We start from the raw sequence: 17,125 nt of genomic DNA, 5'->3' as shown, positions 1-17,125 counted from the left end.
GGAATGGCCCCTATCTTATATAAGACATAAGACATGCGCCATGAAACTGCGGTTTGGGGCCTAAAATGCCGGCCGGTTTTGCGCGCGGGCCCCGGGTCCGGCGATGCCCGCGACGTCTGCGGGGGAGTCGCGGTGCGAATCCTCTCTCTTTCACCACCTTCTGGAGTCTTCCCATGAGCAAAAAACCCGTCCGCGTTGCCGTCACCGGCGCCGCCGGCCAAATCGGCTACGCCCTGCTGTTCCGCATCGCCTCCGGCGAAATGCTGGGCAAGGACCAGCCGGTCATCCTGAATTTGCTCGAAGTGCCGGTCGAAGGTCCGCAGAAGGCGCTCAAGGGCGTGATGATGGAACTCGACGACTGCGCCTTCCCGCTGCTGGTCGGCATGGAAGCCCACAGTGACCCAATGACGGCGTTCAAGGACGCCGACTACGCGCTGCTGGTCGGCTCGCGTCCGCGCGGCCCCGGCATGGAACGTGCCGAGCTGCTGGCCGTCAACGGCGCTATCTTCACGGCCCAAGGCAAGGCGCTCGACGCCGTCGCCAGCCGCAACGTCAAGGTGCTGGTGGTCGGCAACCCCGCCAACACCAACGCCTACATCGCCATGAAGAGCGCGCCCGGCCTGCCCCGCAAGAACTTCACCGCCATGCTCCGCCTGGATCACAACCGCGCTGCCAGCCAGATCGCTGCCAAGACCGGCAAGGCCGTGGCCGACATCGAGAAGCTGACCGTCTGGGGCAACCACTCGCCCACGATGTACGCCGACTACCGCTTCGCCACCATCAGCGGCGAAAGCGTTGCCAAGATGATCAACGACCAGGAATGGAACGCCAACACCTTCCTGCCGACCGTCGGCAAGCGCGGCGCCGCCATCATCGAGGCGCGTGGCTCGTCGTCGGCTGCATCGGCCGCCAACGCCGCCATCGACCACATGCGCGACTGGGCCCTGGGCACCAACGGCAAGTGGGTCACGATGGGCATCCCGTCGGACGGCCAGTACGGCATTCCGAAGGATGTCATGTTCGGTTTCCCGGTCACCTGCGAAAACGGTGAATACAAGCTGGTCGAGGGCCTCGAGATCGACGCCTTCAGCCGGGAACGCATCAACAAGACCCTGGAAGAGCTGCAGGGCGAACAAGCTGGCGTGGCCCACCTGGTCTAAACCGCGGCATGCTCGACTGGAACCCCGCGCTCTATTCCCGTTTCGAGGACGAGCGCACTCGCCCGGCGCGCGACCTGCTCGCCCGAGTGGCGATGGATCCGGCGGGCGTCGCCAGCGTGGTCGACCTGGGCTGCGGCCCGGGCAACTCGACCGAACTGCTGGTCGAACGCTTTCCGCAGGCGTTCGTGACCGGCACGGACAACTCCGAACCGATGCTGGTCAAGGCGCGGGAGCGCCTGCCGGCGGCGAAGTTCGAACTCAGCGACATCTGGACCTGGCAGCCTGAAGTACCGCCCGACCTGATCTACGCCAATGCCTCGCTGCAATGGGTGCCGGGTCATGAGACCCTGTTCCCGCGACTGCTGGAGGCGCTTGCGCCCGGCGGCACGCTCGCCATCCAGATGCCGGACAACCGCGACGAACCCACGCACCGCCTGATGCGCGAACTCGCGGCCAAGGCGCCGTGGGCCAAGGCGATCGGCGATTTCTCGCGCTTTCGCACCGAACTGCTGCCGCTCGACGGCTACTACGACCTGCTCGCGCCCCTGGCGGAGAGCATCGACGTCTGGCGCACGGCGTACCAGCACCCGATGGAATCGCCCGCCGCGATCGTCGACTGGGTCCGCGGCACCGGGCTGAAGCCCTTCGTCGACCGCCTGTCGCCAGAGCTGCAGGAAAGCTACCTGGCCGCCTACGAGCGGCGCATCGACCAGGCTTACCCCGAACGTGCCGACGAGAAGCGCCTGCTGGCGTTTCCGCGCATGTTCATCGTGGCGCGGAAGGCATGACCACCACCACCCCGGATACACCCACCCTTCGCCCCGGCGACGTACTGCGCGCCGCACAGGCCGGCTCCGTCGTGCTCCCGGTGTGCGACCACTACAGCGGCGTCGAGGCGCGCATGAAGAAGAGCCTCGCGCTCCAGGCCGAGATGGCCGAGGAGTTCGGCGCCTGCGTGTTCGACGTCACGCTCGATTGCGAGGACGGCGCCCCGGTCGGCGGCGAGTCCGAGCATGCCGCGCTCGTCACCGAACTCGCGCTGGCCGCGGCGCCCGGCATGCGCGTTGGTGTGCGCGTGCATCCGGTGGACCACGCGGCCTTCGATGCCGACGTGGCCACGATCGCCGGGCGAGCCGGCCACAAGCTCAGCCACATCATGGTGCCGAAGGTCGAGTCGCTGGCCGACGTGGTGCGAGCCGCCGCCGCGCTCGACGCGGCCGGGGCGCAGGGCTTGCCGCTGCAGGTGCTGATCGAATCGCCGCTGGCGGTGCACAACGCCTTCGACATTGCCTCGCATCCGCGTGTGCAGTCGCTGAGCTTCGGCCTGATGGACTTCGTTTCCGCGCATGCGGGCGCGATTCCGGCCGAGGGCATGGCGGCGGCTGGGCAGTTCACGCATCCGCTGGTGGTGCGGGCCAAGCTCGAGATCGCCTCCGCCGCGCATGCACACGGCAAGGTGCCGTCTCATTGTGTTGTCACCGAATTCAACGATATTGACGCGATGCGCGCCGCTGCCAGGCGCGCGGCCAACGAATTCGGCTACACGCGCATGTGGAGCATCCATCCCAACCAGATCCGCCCCATCCTCGATGCCTTCGCACCGGGCGAGAGGCAGATCGAAACGGCGGCGAAGATCGTCGCCGCCGCCGAGGCCGCCAACTGGGCGCCCGTGAGTTTCGAAGGCGTGCTGCACGACCGCGCGAGCTACCGCCTGTATTGGCAGGTGCTCGAGCGCGCGCACGCCACCGGCCGTGCCTTGCCTTCCGGGGCCAAGGCATGGTTTGGCGTTCCCGCCACATCCTGATCTGCTCCAAAAACACTCTCAGAAGGAATCCACCATGAAGAAGATTGCACTCATCGCGGCACTGGCCCTGGCACTGCCTCTTGCCGCCTCGGCGCAAGATGCGGCCAAGGCCAAGCCCCTGTCGACCGGCAAGAAGGTCACGCAGAAGGTGGTCCCGAAGAAGATCATCAAGAAGGTCGAGGAAGCCCAGCCGATTTCCGATGAGACCAAGATCGTGCTGACGCCCGAAGACATGGCCGTGGCCCAGCGCGTGGCGACCGGCAACATCAAGTGCGAACTCGGCGCCAGCGTGGACATCGAGGCCGACCCGCAGAAGCCGGGCTTCTTCAACCTCACCCACAACAAGGTGAAGTACCGCCTGCACCCGGTGGAAAGCCGCACCGGCGCCATCCGCCTGGAAGACCCGCGCCTGGAAGCCATGTGGCTGCAGCTCGGCAACAAGTCGATGCTGATGAGCCAGAAGCAGGGTCTGCGCCTGGCCGACGAGTGCCAGGCCGCCGCGCAGGCCGAGTTCGCCGAGAGCATGAAGAAGAACCCGCCGAAGGACCTTTTCGAAGGTGCCGACGCACCGAAAAAGTAAATCCCCGCGGCGCGGCTCTTGCTTGAAACCTGCGCCGCCTGCAGTTCCCACGTCACACGGAGAGAAAAATGTTGCAAGCCTACGTTGAACACGTTGCCGAACGCGCCGCGCTCGGCATCCCCCCGCTGCCGCTGTCTGCCAAGCAGACCAGCGAGCTGATCGAGCTGCTGAAGGTCGCCACCCAGAACGATGGCGAATTCCTGCTCAACCTGATCACGCACCGCGTGCCCGCCGGCGTGGACGATGCGGCCAAGGTCAAGGCCAGCTACCTCGCGGCCGTGGCGCACGGCACCGAGAAGAGCCTGCTGATCTCGCGCGCACACGCCACCGAGCTGCTCGGCACCATGCTGGGCGGCTACAACATCAGCCCGCTGATCGACCTGCTGGACGACGCCGAAGTCGGCGGCGTGGCCGCGGAGGCGCTCAAGAAGACGCTGCTGATGTTCGACCAGTTCCATGACGTCAAGGAGAAGGCCGACGCGGGCAATGCCCACGCCAAGGCCGTGCTGCAAAGCTGGGCCGATGCCGAATGGTTCACCAGCCGCCCGGAAGTGCCGCAGAGCATGACGCTCACCGTGTTCAAGGTGACCGGCGAGACCAACACCGACGACCTGTCGCCCGCGCCTGACGCGACGACCCGCCCCGACATCCCGATGCACGCGCTGGCGATGCTCAAGAATGCACGCCCCGGCATCACGCCGGAAGAAGACGGCAAGCGCGGCCCGGTCAAGTTCATCGAATCGCTGAAGGAAAAGGGCCACCTGGTCGCCTACGTGGGCGACGTGGTGGGCACGGGCTCCTCGCGCAAGTCGGCGACCAACAGCGTGCTGTGGTTCACCGGCCAGGACATCCCCTTCATCCCGAACAAGCGCTTCGGCGGCGTGTGCCTGGGCGCCAAGATCGCCCCGATCTTCTACAACACGATGGAAGACGCCGGCGCGCTGCCGATCGAACTCGACGTCAACAACATGAACATGGGCGATGTGATCGAACTGCGCCCCTACGAAGGCAAGGCGCTGAAGGAAGGCCAGGTCATCGCCGAGTTCACCGTGAAGAGCGACGTGCTGTTCGACGAAGTGCGCGCCGGTGGCCGCATTCCGCTGATCATCGGCCGCGGCCTGACGACTAAGGCGCGTGAAGCGCTGGGCCTGCCGGCCTCGACGCTATTCCGCCTGCCGCAAGCGCCTGTGGACACCAAGAAGGGCTTCTCGCTCGCGCAAAAGATGGTCGGCCGCGCCTGCGGTTTGCCGGAAGGCCAAGGCGTTCGCCCTGGAACGTACTGCGAGCCCAAGATGACCTCGGTCGGCTCGCAGGACACCACCGGCCCGATGACCCGCGACGAGCTGAAGGACCTGGCCTGCCTGGGCTTCTCGGCCGACCTGGTCATGCAGTCGTTCTGCCACACGGCGGCCTATCCGAAGAAGGTCGACGTGAAGATGCACCACGAGCTGCCGGACTTCATCAGCACCCGCGGCGGCGTTTCGCTGCGCCCGGGCGACGGCGTGATCCACAGCTGGCTCAATCGCCTGCTGACGCCCGACACCGTGGGCACGGGCGGCGACAGCCACACCCGCTTCCCGATCGGCATCAGCTTCCCGGCCGGCTCCGGCCTCGTGGCCTTTGCTGCGGCCACGGGCGTGATGCCGCTGGACATGCCGGAATCGGTTCTGGTGCGTTTCAAGGGCAAGATGCAACCGGGCGTCACGTTGCGTGACCTGGTGAACGCGATTCCGCTGTACGCCATCAAGGCCGGCCTGCTGACGGTCGAGAAGAAGGGCAAGAAGAACATCTTCTCGGGTCGCATCCTCGAAATCGAAGGCCTGCCGGACCTGAAAGTCGAGCAAGCCTTCGAATTGAGCGACGCTTCGGCTGAACGCTCGGCCGCCGGCTGCACCGTGCACCTGGACAAGGCCCCGATCATCGAATACATCAACAGCAACATCACGCTGATGCGCTGGATGATCTCGGAAGGCTATGCCGACGCCCGTACGCTGGGGCGCCGCATCGCCGCGCAGGAAGCCTGGCTGAAGGACCCGCAGCTGCTGCAACCCGACGCCGACGCAGAATACGCTGCCGTGATCGACATCGACCTGGCCGACATCCACGAGCCGATCCTGGCCTGCCCCAACGACCCGGACGACGTGAAGACGCTGTCCGACGTCTCCGGCGTCAAGATCGACGAGGTGTTCATCGGTTCGTGCATGACCAATATCGGCCACTTCCGTGCAGCCTCCAAGCTGCTCGAAGGCAAGCGCGACATCCCGGTCAAGCTGTGGATCGCGCCGCCGACCAAGATGGACGCCAATCAACTGACGGAAGAAGGCCATTACGGCGTGTTCGGCAACGCGGGTGCGCGCACCGAAATGCCAGGCTGCTCGCTGTGCATGGGCAACCAGGCACAGGTGCGCGAAGGCGCGACGGTGGTGTCCACCAGCACGCGCAACTTCCCGAACCGCCTGGGCAAGAACACCAACGTGTACCTGAGCAGCGCCGAACTCGCGTCGATCGCTTCCACGCTCGGCCGCATCCCGACGAAGGAAGAGTACATGGCCGGCATGGGCGTGCTCACCGCTGCGAGCGACCAGGTCTACCAGTACCTGAACTTCGACAAGATCGATGAGTTCACCGAGGCGGCAGCGACGGTTCACGCCTGACCTGAGCGGCCATCCAGGGAAGCCCGCTTCGAAAGAGGCGGGCTTTTTTGTATTTGCGGGCCTTCAATTCATGACCACGCGCCCATGCTCGCCGATGTCGGTGGGCGGCTTGCCGGTGACGGCCGAGGTCAGCATGCGGAACAGTTGCGTGGCCTTCGTCTCGTCGACGTCCCAGTAGTCGGCGCTGCTGATCTCGACGGCGAGCAGGCCGAGGTTTGGATCCTTGGCGCCTTCCGGAAACCAGGCCTTGGCCATGGTGGTGAAGAGCGATTCCTTCAGCGCCTGGTCCTCGATGAGCTTGGCGTGGCCGGTGACCGAGACATAGGTGTCGTCGTCGGTGTTGGCATAGGCGACGTTCACCGAGGCGTCGTGCACCAGGTGGCGTGCGATCTCGCCGTTCTTCGGGACAAAGAAGTAGAGCCTGCCATCGGCGTCGAGGGTCTTGTTCTGCGTGGTCAGAGGGTGGCTGTGCAGGCCATCTTCGTGGCGGTGCGTGAGCATGCCGAAGCGGGTGCCCTTGATCAGGTCCCAGAGCTTGCCCGGGTCGTTGGCGGTCGCGGTTTGGGTCATGTTGATGATCTCCTTCGGTGTGACTGGACGCCAACCGTAGGCCGCGACCGGCAGCCCTCACGCGGATCAAACGCGCATGCGCATGTCGTCCAACGCCGACGCAGGGCTTCATCTCGCGGGCCGCGCCACCAGTTCGTCGAGCAGTTCGGCGTAGCGCATGACGAGCGTGGCGTTGTCGGGGAGGTAGCGGGTAATCAGGGCGCGCTGCCGTGCCCGGTAACCCGCATGGTCCGCGTCATGCCCGTCGATGACCTCGCGCAGGCGCGCGGCACCGGCATTGACGTCGTTGCCCTTGTAGTAGTAGCCCAGGTCCGGACAAAGCGCAGCGTTATGCACGAGCGGGTTCCCGCTGGTCCACAACTCGCATTTGCTGGGCGGGTGCGGCTATCGCTACCACGGCTTCGACTGCGAGGAGGGCGGCCAGGCGCTGCGGCGCGCCTTCGCGGAACACGATGCCAACCTGCCTGCGTATCGGGCGCAAGCGCGCCAGTTCCTGGCCTTGCTCGATCCCGAACACGAGGCCAACGTCCGCACCTACACTGGCGCGATCGAGGCGCTCTTCAACCGCACATGACGAACCCCCGCCTGCTGTCGTCCATTGCCGCGGCTTTGAGCCTCGCGGGCAGCCTCGCGTGTGCGCAGGGCGTGCTCGCGCCGCCGCCGGCCGCGCCGCAAGACAAGCTCAGCATTGCCGCCAGTAGCGTGGGCATCAAGCGCTGCCTCCCCGCCATTCAGCGCCTGTCGGCATTGAGCCTGCAAGGCGCGCGTTCGCATGACCTGCTGCTCGACTGGGACCGCAAGCGCCCCGACGGCGGGGCGACCTTTGCCATGCTCGGCATCGAATACCCCAACGCCGGCGTGGCCGCGTCGATCACGACCTTGCCGGAGGCCGATGGCAGCTGCACCGTCGCCGCGGAGCGCATCTCCGTCGCGCCTTTCACCTGCGCCAGCATTGCGCAGCAGGAGCTGGGCGGCTACCAGATGACGAAGCTGTTGGCGATCTACACGGTCTACGTGGACCCGAAGGAGCCCAACTCCTCGGTGTCGCTGATCGACTCGCCGCCCGGCTGCCTGGTCATCCGCAGGTTCGTCGAATATTCGTGGAAGAACCCTGGCGCACCAGCCGCGGCTACGCCGCCGCCAAAGCGTTGAAGGCAAGAAGAATCGGAACAAAGTTGACCCGCATCCAGACCATCGAGACCCTGCATTGCCGGCTTGCACTGCCCGTCACCCTCTCCGATTCGATGCATGGCGACATGCGCGCCTTCGAACTCAACCTCGTGCGACTGCGTGATTCGGAGGGCGCGGAAGGCACTGGCTACACCTACACCTGCGGCCGCAACGGCGCCGCCATCGAAGCCGTGCTGACGAAGGACTTCACCGAGTTGCTGGTGGGCGAGGACGGCGACCGCATCGAACACCTCTGGAACAAGCTGTGGTGGGCCTCGCACTATGGCGGCCGTGGCGGCCCGACCGTGCTGGCGCTCTCCGCCGTCGACATGGCGCTGTGGGACCTGAAGGCCCGGCGCCTTGGCCAGCCGCTGTGGAAGCTGCTCGGCGGCAACGACCCGCGCGTGCCCTGCTATGCCGGCGGTATCGACCTGCAGTTGCCGCTCGACGAACTGCTGGCGCAGACCGACGGCAACCTGGCCAAGGGCTTCCGCGCCATCAAGATGAAGGTCGGGCGCGAGAAGCTGTCCGAGGACGTGGCCCGCGTCGCGGCGATGCGCCAGCACCTCGGCGATGGCTTTCCACTGATGGTCGACGCCAACATGCGCTGGAGCGCCGACGAGGCCATCCGCGCGGCACACGCGTTCCGCCCGTTCGACCTGACGTGGCTGGAGGAGCCGCTCATTCCCGATGACGTCGCCGGGCAGGCGCGCGTGGTGCGCGAGGGCGGCATCCCGATCGCCTCGGGCGAGAACCTGCGCACGCTGTGGGAGTTCAAGCAACTGATAGCAGCCGGCGGCGTAACTTTTCCGGAGCCCGACGTGACCAACTGCGGCGGCATCACGCCCTTCATGAAGATCGCCCACCTGGCCGAGGCCTTCAACCTGCCCGTCACCACGCATGGCGCGCATGACGTGACGGTGCATCTGCTGGGCGCGGTGCCCAACCGTTCATATCTGGAGGCGCACGGGTTCGGGCTGGATGCCTACATCGCCGAGCCGCTGCAGATCCGGGACGGCTTTGCCACCGCGCCCGACCGGCCGGGCCACGGCATCGTGTTCGACGGGAAGGGCCTCGAAGCCATCCGCGCCTGAGCTACCAGCTACCGTCCGTCGGTTGCTGCATTCAGTAGCAACTTCATTGAATCCATGGGAAGCGTCGCCGCGTAGGTGCAGTACTTCGCTCTTTTCGGGCGGAGATCACTCACTCCACTCTTCGAGGTGACGCCCATGAGACTTTCCAGGTTCCCCGTCAGGCCCTGCGTGGCTGCGCTCTGCGCGGTCGTCGCGGGCGGTGCCTTCGCATCGAGCCACAGGGAGGCGCCGTCGATTGCCGGCATGCCCAAGCTCGACGCGACGGACTTCTACATGTTCCGCAGCTACGACCCGGCCCGTGCCGACTACACCACGCTGATCGCCGACTACCAGCCCGACCAGAGCCCCGCCGGCGGCCCGAACTTCTTCGCGATGGACCCGAACGGGCTCTACGAGATCCACATCGACAACAACGGCGACGGCCGCGAAGACATCACCTTCCAGTTCCGCTTCAAGAACACGCTGCGCGACATCGCGCTGCCGATCGGAGGCAAGTCCACGTCGATCCCGCTGGTGCAGGCCGGCGGCATCACCGCACCCAACCAGGCCACCAGCAACCTGCGCGAGACCTACACCGTGAGCGTGGTGCGCGGCGACCGGCGCGGCAGCCAGGGCAGCCTGGTGACGAAGTCCGACGGCAGCTCCGAGTTCGACAAGCCCACCGACAACATCGGCGAGAAGACCTTCGGCACCGGCGGCGCCTACGCCGCCTATGCCGCCCAGCACATCTACGACGTGAACATCCCCGGCTGCGGTGCGCCGGCCAAGGTCTTCGTCGGCCAGCGCAAGGACCCGTTCGTGGTCGCGCTCGGCCCGATCTTCGACCTGATCAACCTGGATCCGCTCGGCAACACCGACGTGCCCGGCGCCGACTCGCTGGCCGGCAAGAACGTCACCTCGCTCGAACTCGAAGTGCCGACCGCCTGCCTCACGACCGGCGGCAGCACCATCATCGGCGGCTGGACCACCTCCAGCGTGCGCCAGGGGCGGCTCATCGCCAGCCCGCCCAAGAGCGGCTACCAGACCGCCGCGCTCAACGGAGGCCCGTGGGCGCAGGTGTCGCGACTCGGCATGCCGCTGGTCAACGAAGTGGTGATCGGCCTGAAGGACAAGGACAGGTTCAACAACTCGCAGCCGAAGAACGACACGCAGTTCCTGAGCTACGTGACCAACCCGGCATTGCCGGCGCTGATCGAGAAGCTGTTCCCGTCCGCCAAGGCGCCGACCAACTTCCCGCGCACCGACCTCGTGGCCGCGTTCCTGACCGGCATCGAGGGCCTGAACAAGCCGGCCAATGGCACGCCATCGGAAATGCTTCGGCTGGAGACCAAGATCCCGCCGACAACGAAGGACAAGCAGAGCAACTTCGGCGTGGCCGGCGGCGACCTGGCGGGCTTCCCGAACGGCCGCCGTCCGGGCGACGACGTCGTCGACATCGAGCTGCGCGTGGCCATGGGCGCGCTGTGCGTGCTGACCGGCACGGAGGACAAGTTCAAGGTCGGCTGCAGGCCATCGGATGCACCCGCGGGCGCCGCGCCGCTGACCGATGGCGCGCTGCAAAGCCCGGCGCAGTTCCCGGCTGCGTTCCCGTACCTCAACACGCCGCTGCCGGGCGCCGTGTCGGCGGCACCGTGAGGAGCGAATCATCATGAAAGACACATCCTTTCATTGGGCCCTTCCGGTGGCCGTGTCGCTGACGACCGTGTTGCTGCTTTCGGCCTGCGGTGGTGGCGGAGGCAACGGGAGCTTCTTCCCGCCGACGGCGAGCACCGGCAATGGTGGCGGCGACACGGGCGCGGCCGATCCCTACGCGGGCTTCATCTCTTACGTGATGTCCCTGCTTGGCATGGCGCCGGAGACGGCTGAGGCGGCCGACGTGTCGAAGTTCGATCCGCCGGCCACGTCGGACACCAAAGAAGCAGTCGCGACGCCCTGATCGTGACCACGATTCGCACCGGCCTCATGGCCCGCCGCTGTTTCGGTCGCTTTGTCGGTCGCCTTGCCGGTGCGATCTCCTTCCTGGTGCTGGCCATGCTCGTGGCCAGCCCTTCGGCGCGTGCCGTTCCGCGCGTGCCCGCCAACGACAGCGAGATCGTCGAAACGCTGCCCGCCGTGGCCGGATGGTCGCGCGAGGAACGGCGCCTTCGCCGTGAACTCGTCGCACGGCCACGCGACGAGGGCGTGGCGCTGGCCGCCGCGCAGTCGTATCTCGACCTCGCCCGCTCGCAAGGCGATGCGCGCTACGCCGGCCATGCGCTGGGCGTGCTGCAGGCATGGCAGCCGCTCACTGCCAGCACCCCGAATGCGATCCTTGTCATGCATGCGACGGTGGCGCAGTTTCTCCATGATTTCGATGGTGCGGAGCGCACCTTGCGCATGGCGCTCGCCAGCCATCCCGACGACGCGCAAGGCTGGCTGACGCTGGCGACCATCCTGCGCGTGCGCGGTCGCTACGACGAATCCGACACCGCCTGCCGCTCGCTGGTGCGCCTGCGCCAGAACGTCTTTGCGTTGGCATGCCTCGCAGAGAACAACGGCCTGCGTGGCGACCACCCGGCCGCGCAGCAATCCCTGCAGGCCCTGCTCGAGAACCCCTTACTGCAGGAGAAGCGGCAAGCCTCGACGCGGCAATGGCTGCTGACGACCGAGGCCGAGATCGCCGAACTCGCCGGCCGCGATGCCCAGGCAGACGCGGCCTATCGGCAAGCCCTCGGCGCTGGCGCTGGCGGCTATGTCGCGCTGGCCTACAGCGACTTCCTGCTGCAGCGCAATCGAGCGGCCGAGGTGTTGCCCTTGCTGAGGGGCGAGGTGCGCAGCGATGCCGTGTTGCTGCGCATCGTGATGGCGCAGAAGCGGTTGGCGGCGCAGGGCAAGCTTCCAGCGCCGCTGCATGAGGCCGCGCAGCGCGATGCCGCCGAACTGGCCGCACGCTTCGACGCGGCAGCACTGCGTCCCGGCAGCGCGCAACTGCATGCGCGGGAGCACGCGATGTTCGCGCTCGACGTGCAGGGCGATGCGGCGCAGGCGTTGGCGCTGGCACGGCTGAACGTGCAGTTGCAGCGGGAGCCGATCGACCTGCTGGTGTTCGCGCGCGCCGCCGCGGCCGCGCGCGACGACGGCGCTCGCGATGAGGTCAGGGCGCTGATGCAGCAGATCGGCCTGCGCGATGCGCGTGTCGACGCGGTGCTCGGGGGTGCGTCGTGAAGCGCCTCCTCACCTTGTTGATGGCGGCGATGGCAATGGTCGCCATGCCCGCGCTGGCGCACAAGGCCAGCGACGCCTACCTCCAGTTGAGCCGCGCCGACGGCATCGTGCACCTGCGCTGGGACGTGTCGCTGCGCGATCTCGATGCGGTGCTCGACCTCGACCAGGACGAAGACCAGAAGCTGAGCTGGGGTGAAGTCCGCAGCCGCATGGACGACATTCGCGCCTATGCGCTGGCGCATCTGCGCCTGCAGGATGGCCGTTGCACACTCGGCGAGGCGCAGCCGCCCGCCCTGGAAAAGCGCGTCGACGGAAGCTATCTCGTGCTTCGGTTGCAGGGCGCGTGCGACGTGGCTGGCGGGCTGCGCATCGACTACAGCCTGTTCCGCGAAGTCGACCCGACGCATCGCGGTCTGTTGCGCGTCGACGCGGGCGAGGGCCAGCCGCCCGCGTTGCAGTCGCTCGACCCGGCGGCCGGGGCGGTGTCGGTCGCGATGCCGCCGGGCGGCGCCGGTGCGGCTTCGGGCGAGGTGGGGCCGGATGCACCCGGCACGGCACCGACCGTGAACGCAGCCACCACCGGCGGCGCGACTTTCTTCCTGGACGGCATCCACCACATCCTCATCGGCTACGACCACATTCTGTTCCTCATCAGCTTGCTGTTGCCGGCCGTGCTGGTGCGTAGCAACGGCAAGTGGCGGCCAGTGGCGCGATGGCAGCAGGCGGTGTGGCCGATCGTCTCGACGGTCACGATGTTCACGCTGGGGCATTCGATCACCCTGGCGCTCGCGGGGTTGAAGATCGTGTCGCTGTCGCCGCGTCTCATCGAGCCCGCCATCGCGCTCACGATCATCGTGGCGGCGGTCGACAACATCGTGCCGCTGCTGCGCGGACGGCGCCGCATCTTCACTTTCCTGTTCGGCCTGATCCACGGCTTCGGCTTCGCCAACGTGCTCGCCGAACTCGACCTGCCGGTGACGAGCTTCGTGAAGGCGTTGCTGGAATTCAACCTGGGCGTCGAGGCCGGCCAGCTCATCGTGGTGTCGATCGCGCTGAGCGTCTTGCTGGCGCTGCGCTGGCAGAGGCGCTACCCGCCGCTGGTGCTGCGTGGCGGGTCGGCGCTGGCGATGGGCATTGCGGCGATCTGGTTCGTCGAGCGGGTGTTCGACTTGAAAGTGCTGCCGGTCTAGGTTTTCAGGGCCGACAGCGCCGCCGCCGTCTGCGCATCGGCCGGAAAGAACGATTCCACTGCCAGCTCCTGCAGCGTCACATCCACTGGCGTGCCGAAGATCGTCGTGGTGCTGATGAAGCTCAGCAACCCATTGGGCGTGACCAACTGAAAGGGCACGACCACGCCGGCCAGTTCGCCGCCCGCCGGGGGCGCGTCATGCCCTGCGACACCGACCGGGTACGCCGCGAGTTCATCGTGCAATGCGGTGAGCGCCGCGTCGCCCGTCGCCGCGATCTGCTGTTGCAAGCGCTCCAGCAGGTGGGCGCGCCATTGCCCCAGGTTGGCGATGCGCGGGGCCAGGCCATCCGGATGCAAGCTCAGCCGCAACACGTTGATCGGCGGCTTCAGCAACTCGGCCGACGCGCCCGCCATCAGCAGCGGCACCACGGCGTTGTGCGCCACCAGGTTCCAGTGCCGGTCCACGGCCAGCGCAGGGAATGGCTCGTGACCCTTGAGCACCAGGTCGACCGCACGCCGCGCCGGCCCGAGCGCCGGGTCGTCGAGCGAACGCTGCCGGTACATCGGCGCGAAGCCGGCCGCAACCAGCAGGGCGTTGCGCTCGCGCAGCGGCACGTCCAGCCGGTCGGCCAGCCGCAGCACCATCTCGCGGCTCGGCGTGGCGCGGCCGGTCTCTACATAGCTGAGGTGGCGGGTCGACACGTCAGCCTCCTGGGCCAGGTCCAGCTGGCTCAGGCGACGGTGCTGGCGCCAGTGGCGCAGGTGGGTGCCGAAGGTGTCGGCGGCAGTCGGCGAGGCGGTGCGGAGTGTCATGGACCGGATGCTAGGTCTTGCACGTCATTTCGAACATGACCCCGCACGTCATGTTCGAAGTGATTGACCGACGACGGCGTTCATGGAACCCTGCTATGTTCACTTTCGCCCACCACGATTTCCACGGAGTTGTTCATGACCAAGGATTCGGCGCACGCCTTTGCCCCCACGCTCAAGACCTTCAAGACCGCGTCCGGCAAGTCGGGCAAGTTCTTCTCGCTGCGCGAACTCGCGAAGCAGTATCCCAACGTCGACAAGCTGCCGGTCTCGATCCGCATCGTGCTGGAGTCGGTGCTGCGCAACTGCGATGGCCAGAAGGTCACGCCGCAGCACATCGAGGAACTGGCCAACTGGGCGCCCAACGCCGAGCGCGTCGATGAGATTCCGTTCGTCGTCACGCGCGTGGTGCTGCAGGACTTCACCGGCGTGCCGCTGCTGGCCGACCTGGCCGCCATGCGATCCGTGGCGGCGTCGCTGGGCAAATCGCCGAAGGCCATCGAGCCGCTGGTGCCGGTCGACCTGGTGGTGGATCACTCGGTGATGGTCGACTACTACGGCACGCCCAAGGCGCTCGACCTCAACATGAAGCTGGAGTTCCAGCGCAACAACGAGCGCTACCAGTTCATGAAGTGGGGCATGCAGGCCTTCGACACCTTCGGCGTTGTGCCGCCGGGCTTCGGCATCGTGCACCAGGTCAACCTCGAATACTTTGCGCGCGGCGTCTACAAGAGCCCCTACGACAAGAGCGACGCGCCGGTCTACTACCCCGACTCGCTGGTCGGCACCGACAGCCACACGACCATGATCAACGGCATCGGCGTGGTCGGCTGGGGCGTGGGCGGCATCGAGGCGGAAGCAGCGATGCTCGGCCAGCCGGTCTACATGCTGACGCCGGACGTGGTCGGCTTCGAACTGACCGGCAAGCTGCGTGAAGGCGTCACCGCGACCGACCTGGTGCTCTACGTCACGGCCATCCTGCGCGGTGAAAAGGTCGTCGGCAAGTTCGTCGAATTCTTCGGCCCCGGCGCGGCGTCCATCGCCGTGCCCGACCGCGCGACCATCGGCAACATGGCGCCCGAATACGGCGCGACCATGGGCTTCTTCCCGGTCGATGAAATGACGGTGGCGTATTTCAAGGGCACCGGCCGTACCGACGCGGAAATCGAACGTTTCGAGGCCTACTACAAGGCGCAGGGCCTGTTCGGCATGCCGGCCGTCGGCGAACTCGACTACACCAAGATCGTCAAGCTGGACCTCGGCACCGTCACGCCCAGCCTGGCCGGCCCCAAGCGCCCGCAAGACCGCATCGACCTCGGCCACCTGTCGACCAAGTTCTCCGAGCTCTACAGCAAGCCGCAGGAGGCCAACGGCTTCAACCAGCCCGTCGAAAAGCTCAAGGAACGCTATCCGCTGAAGGAAGCCGACACCACCATCGGCAATGGCGACGTGCTGATCGCGGCCATCACCTCCTGCACCAACACCTCCAACCCGAGCGTGATGCTGGCGGCCGGCCTGCTCGCCAAGAAGGCCGTCGAGGCGGGGCTCAAGGTCAAGCCGCACGTCAAGACCTCGCTCGCGCCCGGCTCGCGCATCGTCACTGAATACCTCACAAAGGCCGGCCTGCTGCCGTACCTCGAAAAGCTCGGCTTCTACCTCGCCGGCTATGGCTGCACCACCTGCATCGGCAATGCGGGCGACCTCACGGCGGAGATCAACGAGGCGATCACCAAGAACGAACTCGTGGGCGCGGCCGTGCTGTCGGGCAACCGCAATTTCGAGGCGCGCATCCACCCGAACCTCAAGGCCAACTTCCTGGCCTCGCCGCCACTGGTGGTGGCCTTTGCGATCGCCGGCAACGTGATGGTCGACCTCATGACGCAGCCGGTCGGCAAGGGCAAGGGCGGCAAGGACGTCTACCTCGGCGACATCTGGCCGACGCCGAAGGAGATCGACGACAACCTGCGCTTCGCAATGAACGCCAAGGCCTTCCGCGCCAACTACGACAAGGTCAAGACCGAGCCCGGCAAGTTCTGGACGAGCATCAAGGGCACCAAGGGGCAGGTCTACGACTGGCCCCAATCGACCTACATCGCCGAGCCGCCGTTCTTCGAGGGCTTCAAGATGCAGCCGCATGCGACCGATGCGGGCTTCATCAATGCGCGGGTCATGGCGCTGTTCGGCGACTCGATCACCACCGACCACATCTCGCCCGCCGGCGCCATCAAGGAAAGCTCGCCCGCCGGCATCTGGCTCAAGGCGCACGGCGTCGCCAAGGCCGACTTCAACAGCTACGGCTCGCGCCGCGGCCACCACGAGGTGATGATGCGCGGCACCTTCGCCAACGTGCGCATCAAGAACATGATGATCCCGCCGGACGAGAACGGCACGCAGGAGGAGGGCGGCATCACGCGCTTCCAGCCCGGCAACGAGAAGATGTTCATCTACGACGCCGCCCAGAAGTACATGGCGGCCCGCGTGCCGACGGTGATCTTCGGCGGCGAGGAATACGGCACCGGCTCCTCGCGCGACTGGGCCGCCAAGGGCACGCAACTGCTCGGCATCAAGGCCGTGATCGCGCGCAGCTTCGAGCGCATCCACCGCGCCAACCTGGTCGGCATGGGCGTGCTGCCGTTGCAGTTCCGCGGGGCGGACTCATGGCAGACGCTGGGCCTCACCGGCGACGAGGAAGTCGACGTGGTGATCGGCGGCGAGCTCAAGCCGCAGATGGACGTGAAGCTGGTGATCCGCCGCTTCGATGGCGTGCACCAGGAAGTCACCGTGCGGCTGCGCATCGACACGCCGATCGAGGTGGACTACTACAAGCACGGGGGCATCCTGCCGTTCGTGCTGCGGCAGTTGCTCGCGGCTTGACGGTCTTGCCCCCTCT

15 protein-coding genes and 1 pseudogene are annotated in these 17,125 nt (G+C 66.7%); 13 read left to right on the top strand and 3 right to left on the bottom strand.

The genetic code is table 11. The features are described 5' to 3' along the window. Window positions 1–173 precede the first annotated feature (173 nt). The 5 genes from HCU76_RS09255 to acnB all read left to right on the top strand — a co-directional run bounded on the left by HCU76_RS09255 (window position 174) and on the right by acnB (window position 6,198). A complete protein-coding gene (locus tag HCU76_RS09255; protein ID WP_213955508.1) occupies window positions 174–1,160 on the top strand; it encodes a malate dehydrogenase in 987 nt (328 codons plus the stop codon). Window positions 1,161–1,168: 8 nt separating this feature from the next. After that, the gene (gene tam / locus HCU76_RS09250; protein WP_213955509.1) at window positions 1,169–1,948 is read left to right on the top strand and encodes a trans-aconitate 2-methyltransferase; all 780 of its coding nucleotides are present in this window, start codon (window positions 1,169–1,171) and stop codon (window positions 1,946–1,948) included. Beyond that, window positions 1,945–2,964: a CoA ester lyase gene (locus HCU76_RS09245; RefSeq protein ID WP_218509063.1), complete on the top strand. Its 1,020-nt coding sequence runs from the start codon at window positions 1,945–1,947 to the stop codon at window positions 2,962–2,964. The genes tam and HCU76_RS09245 overlap by 4 nt, the downstream gene beginning before the upstream one ends. Window positions 2,965–2,998: 34 nt before the next feature. Next, window positions 2,999–3,544: a hypothetical protein gene (locus HCU76_RS09240; RefSeq protein WP_213955511.1), complete on the top strand. Its 546-nt coding sequence runs from the start codon at window positions 2,999–3,001 to the stop codon at window positions 3,542–3,544. A 68-nt stretch (window positions 3,545–3,612) separates the two neighbouring features. After that, window positions 3,613–6,198 carry a bifunctional aconitate hydratase 2/2-methylisocitrate dehydratase gene (gene acnB / locus HCU76_RS09235; RefSeq protein ID WP_218509062.1) on the top strand — a complete coding sequence of 862 codons (2,586 nt, stop codon included), beginning with the start codon at window positions 3,613–3,615 and terminating at the stop codon, window positions 6,196–6,198. A 63-nt stretch (window positions 6,199–6,261) separates the two neighbouring features. On the opposite strand, the gene HCU76_RS09230 is transcribed toward acnB, so the two are convergent. Next, entirely contained in the window at window positions 6,262–6,768 is a 507-nt protein-coding gene (locus HCU76_RS09230) for a pyridoxamine 5'-phosphate oxidase family protein (protein WP_213955513.1), read from the bottom strand. 108 nt (window positions 6,769–6,876) lie between these two features. Then, on the bottom strand, window positions 6,877–7,104 hold the full coding sequence (locus HCU76_RS09225) for a DUF2827 family protein (protein WP_371319783.1): 228 nt from the start codon (window positions 7,102–7,104) through the stop codon (window positions 6,877–6,879). A gap of 4 nt (window positions 7,105–7,108) precedes the next feature. On the opposite strand from HCU76_RS09225, the pseudogene HCU76_RS09220 reads away from it, so the two are divergent. The 7 genes and pseudogenes from HCU76_RS09220 to HCU76_RS09190 form a co-directional block, all read left to right on the top strand. Beyond that, window positions 7,109–7,342, top strand: a pseudogene (locus tag HCU76_RS09220) (DUF2827 family protein); the annotation flags it as partial. Beyond that, entirely contained in the window at window positions 7,339–7,920 is a 582-nt protein-coding gene (locus HCU76_RS09215) for a hypothetical protein (RefSeq protein WP_218509060.1), read from the top strand. The pseudogene HCU76_RS09220 and the gene HCU76_RS09215, both read left to right, overlap by 4 nt. A gap of 23 nt (window positions 7,921–7,943) precedes the next feature. Continuing rightward, window positions 7,944–9,032 (top strand): mandelate racemase/muconate lactonizing enzyme family protein, encoded by a 1,089-nt coding sequence (locus tag HCU76_RS09210; RefSeq protein ID WP_218509059.1) that lies wholly within the window; start codon window positions 7,944–7,946, stop codon window positions 9,030–9,032. A 135-nt stretch (window positions 9,033–9,167) separates the two neighbouring features. After that, window positions 9,168–10,667: a DUF4331 domain-containing protein gene (locus HCU76_RS09205; RefSeq protein WP_213955518.1), complete on the top strand. Its 1,500-nt coding sequence runs from the start codon at window positions 9,168–9,170 to the stop codon at window positions 10,665–10,667. Window positions 10,668–10,680: 13 nt separating this feature from the next. Further along, on the top strand, window positions 10,681–10,968 hold the full coding sequence (locus tag HCU76_RS09200; RefSeq protein WP_256354087.1) for a hypothetical protein: 288 nt from the start codon (window positions 10,681–10,683) through the stop codon (window positions 10,966–10,968). A gap of 2 nt (window positions 10,969–10,970) precedes the next feature. Next, window positions 10,971–12,236, top strand: coding sequence for a hypothetical protein (locus HCU76_RS09195; RefSeq protein ID WP_371319782.1), 1,266 nt, complete (start codon window positions 10,971–10,973; stop codon window positions 12,234–12,236). After that, window positions 12,233–13,426 carry a HupE/UreJ family protein gene (locus tag HCU76_RS09190; protein ID WP_345944682.1) on the top strand — a complete coding sequence of 398 codons (1,194 nt, stop codon included), beginning with the start codon at window positions 12,233–12,235 and terminating at the stop codon, window positions 13,424–13,426. The genes HCU76_RS09195 and HCU76_RS09190 overlap by 4 nt, the downstream gene beginning before the upstream one ends. On the opposite strand, the gene HCU76_RS09185 is transcribed toward HCU76_RS09190, so the two are convergent. Beyond that, window positions 13,423–14,238: a helix-turn-helix domain-containing protein gene (locus tag HCU76_RS09185; RefSeq protein WP_213955519.1), complete on the bottom strand. Its 816-nt coding sequence runs from the start codon at window positions 14,236–14,238 to the stop codon at window positions 13,423–13,425. The two genes, HCU76_RS09190 and HCU76_RS09185, sit on opposite strands and share 4 nt — an antisense overlap. 135 nt (window positions 14,239–14,373) lie before the next feature. Here HCU76_RS09185 and acnA point away from each other — a divergent pair, with 135 nt between their 5' ends. Further along, the gene (gene acnA, locus HCU76_RS09180; protein WP_213955520.1) at window positions 14,374–17,109 is read left to right on the top strand and encodes an aconitate hydratase AcnA; all 2,736 of its coding nucleotides are present in this window, start codon (window positions 14,374–14,376) and stop codon (window positions 17,107–17,109) included. The last annotated feature ends 16 nt before the right edge of the window (window positions 17,110–17,125 follow it).

It is taken from the genome of Variovorax sp. dw_308 (genome assembly GCF_019207085.1).
Taxonomy (GTDB): Bacteria; Pseudomonadota; Gammaproteobacteria; order Burkholderiales; family Burkholderiaceae_C; genus Variovorax.
Note: the sequence above shows the minus strand (reverse complement) of the source record. Positions and strands in the feature narration are given on the sequence as shown.

Bases quoted from the DNA above. Each gene is read 5' to 3' on its own strand.
- HCU76_RS09255 (WP_213955508.1), top strand. From the start codon at position 174: ATGAGCAAAAAACCCGTCCGCGTTGCCGTCACCGGCGCCGCCGGCCAA.
- tam (WP_213955509.1), top strand. From the start codon at position 1,169: ATGCTCGACTGGAACCCCGCGCTCTATTCCCGTTTCGAGGACGAGCGC.
- HCU76_RS09245 (WP_218509063.1), top strand. From the start codon at position 1,945: ATGACCACCACCACCCCGGATACACCCACCCTTCGCCCCGGCGACGTA.
- HCU76_RS09240 (WP_213955511.1), top strand. From the start codon at position 2,999: ATGAAGAAGATTGCACTCATCGCGGCACTGGCCCTGGCACTGCCTCTT.
- acnB (WP_218509062.1), top strand. From the start codon at position 3,613: ATGTTGCAAGCCTACGTTGAACACGTTGCCGAACGCGCCGCGCTCGGC.
- HCU76_RS09230 (WP_213955513.1), bottom strand. From the start codon at position 6,768: ATGACCCAAACCGCGACCGCCAACGACCCGGGCAAGCTCTGGGACCTG.
- HCU76_RS09215 (WP_218509060.1), top strand. From the start codon at position 7,339: ATGACGAACCCCCGCCTGCTGTCGTCCATTGCCGCGGCTTTGAGCCTC.
- HCU76_RS09205 (WP_213955518.1), top strand. From the start codon at position 9,168: ATGAGACTTTCCAGGTTCCCCGTCAGGCCCTGCGTGGCTGCGCTCTGC.
- HCU76_RS09200 (WP_256354087.1), top strand. From the start codon at position 10,681: ATGAAAGACACATCCTTTCATTGGGCCCTTCCGGTGGCCGTGTCGCTG.
- HCU76_RS09185 (WP_213955519.1), bottom strand. From the start codon at position 14,238: ATGACACTCCGCACCGCCTCGCCGACTGCCGCCGACACCTTCGGCACC.
- acnA (WP_213955520.1), top strand. From the start codon at position 14,374: ATGACCAAGGATTCGGCGCACGCCTTTGCCCCCACGCTCAAGACCTTC.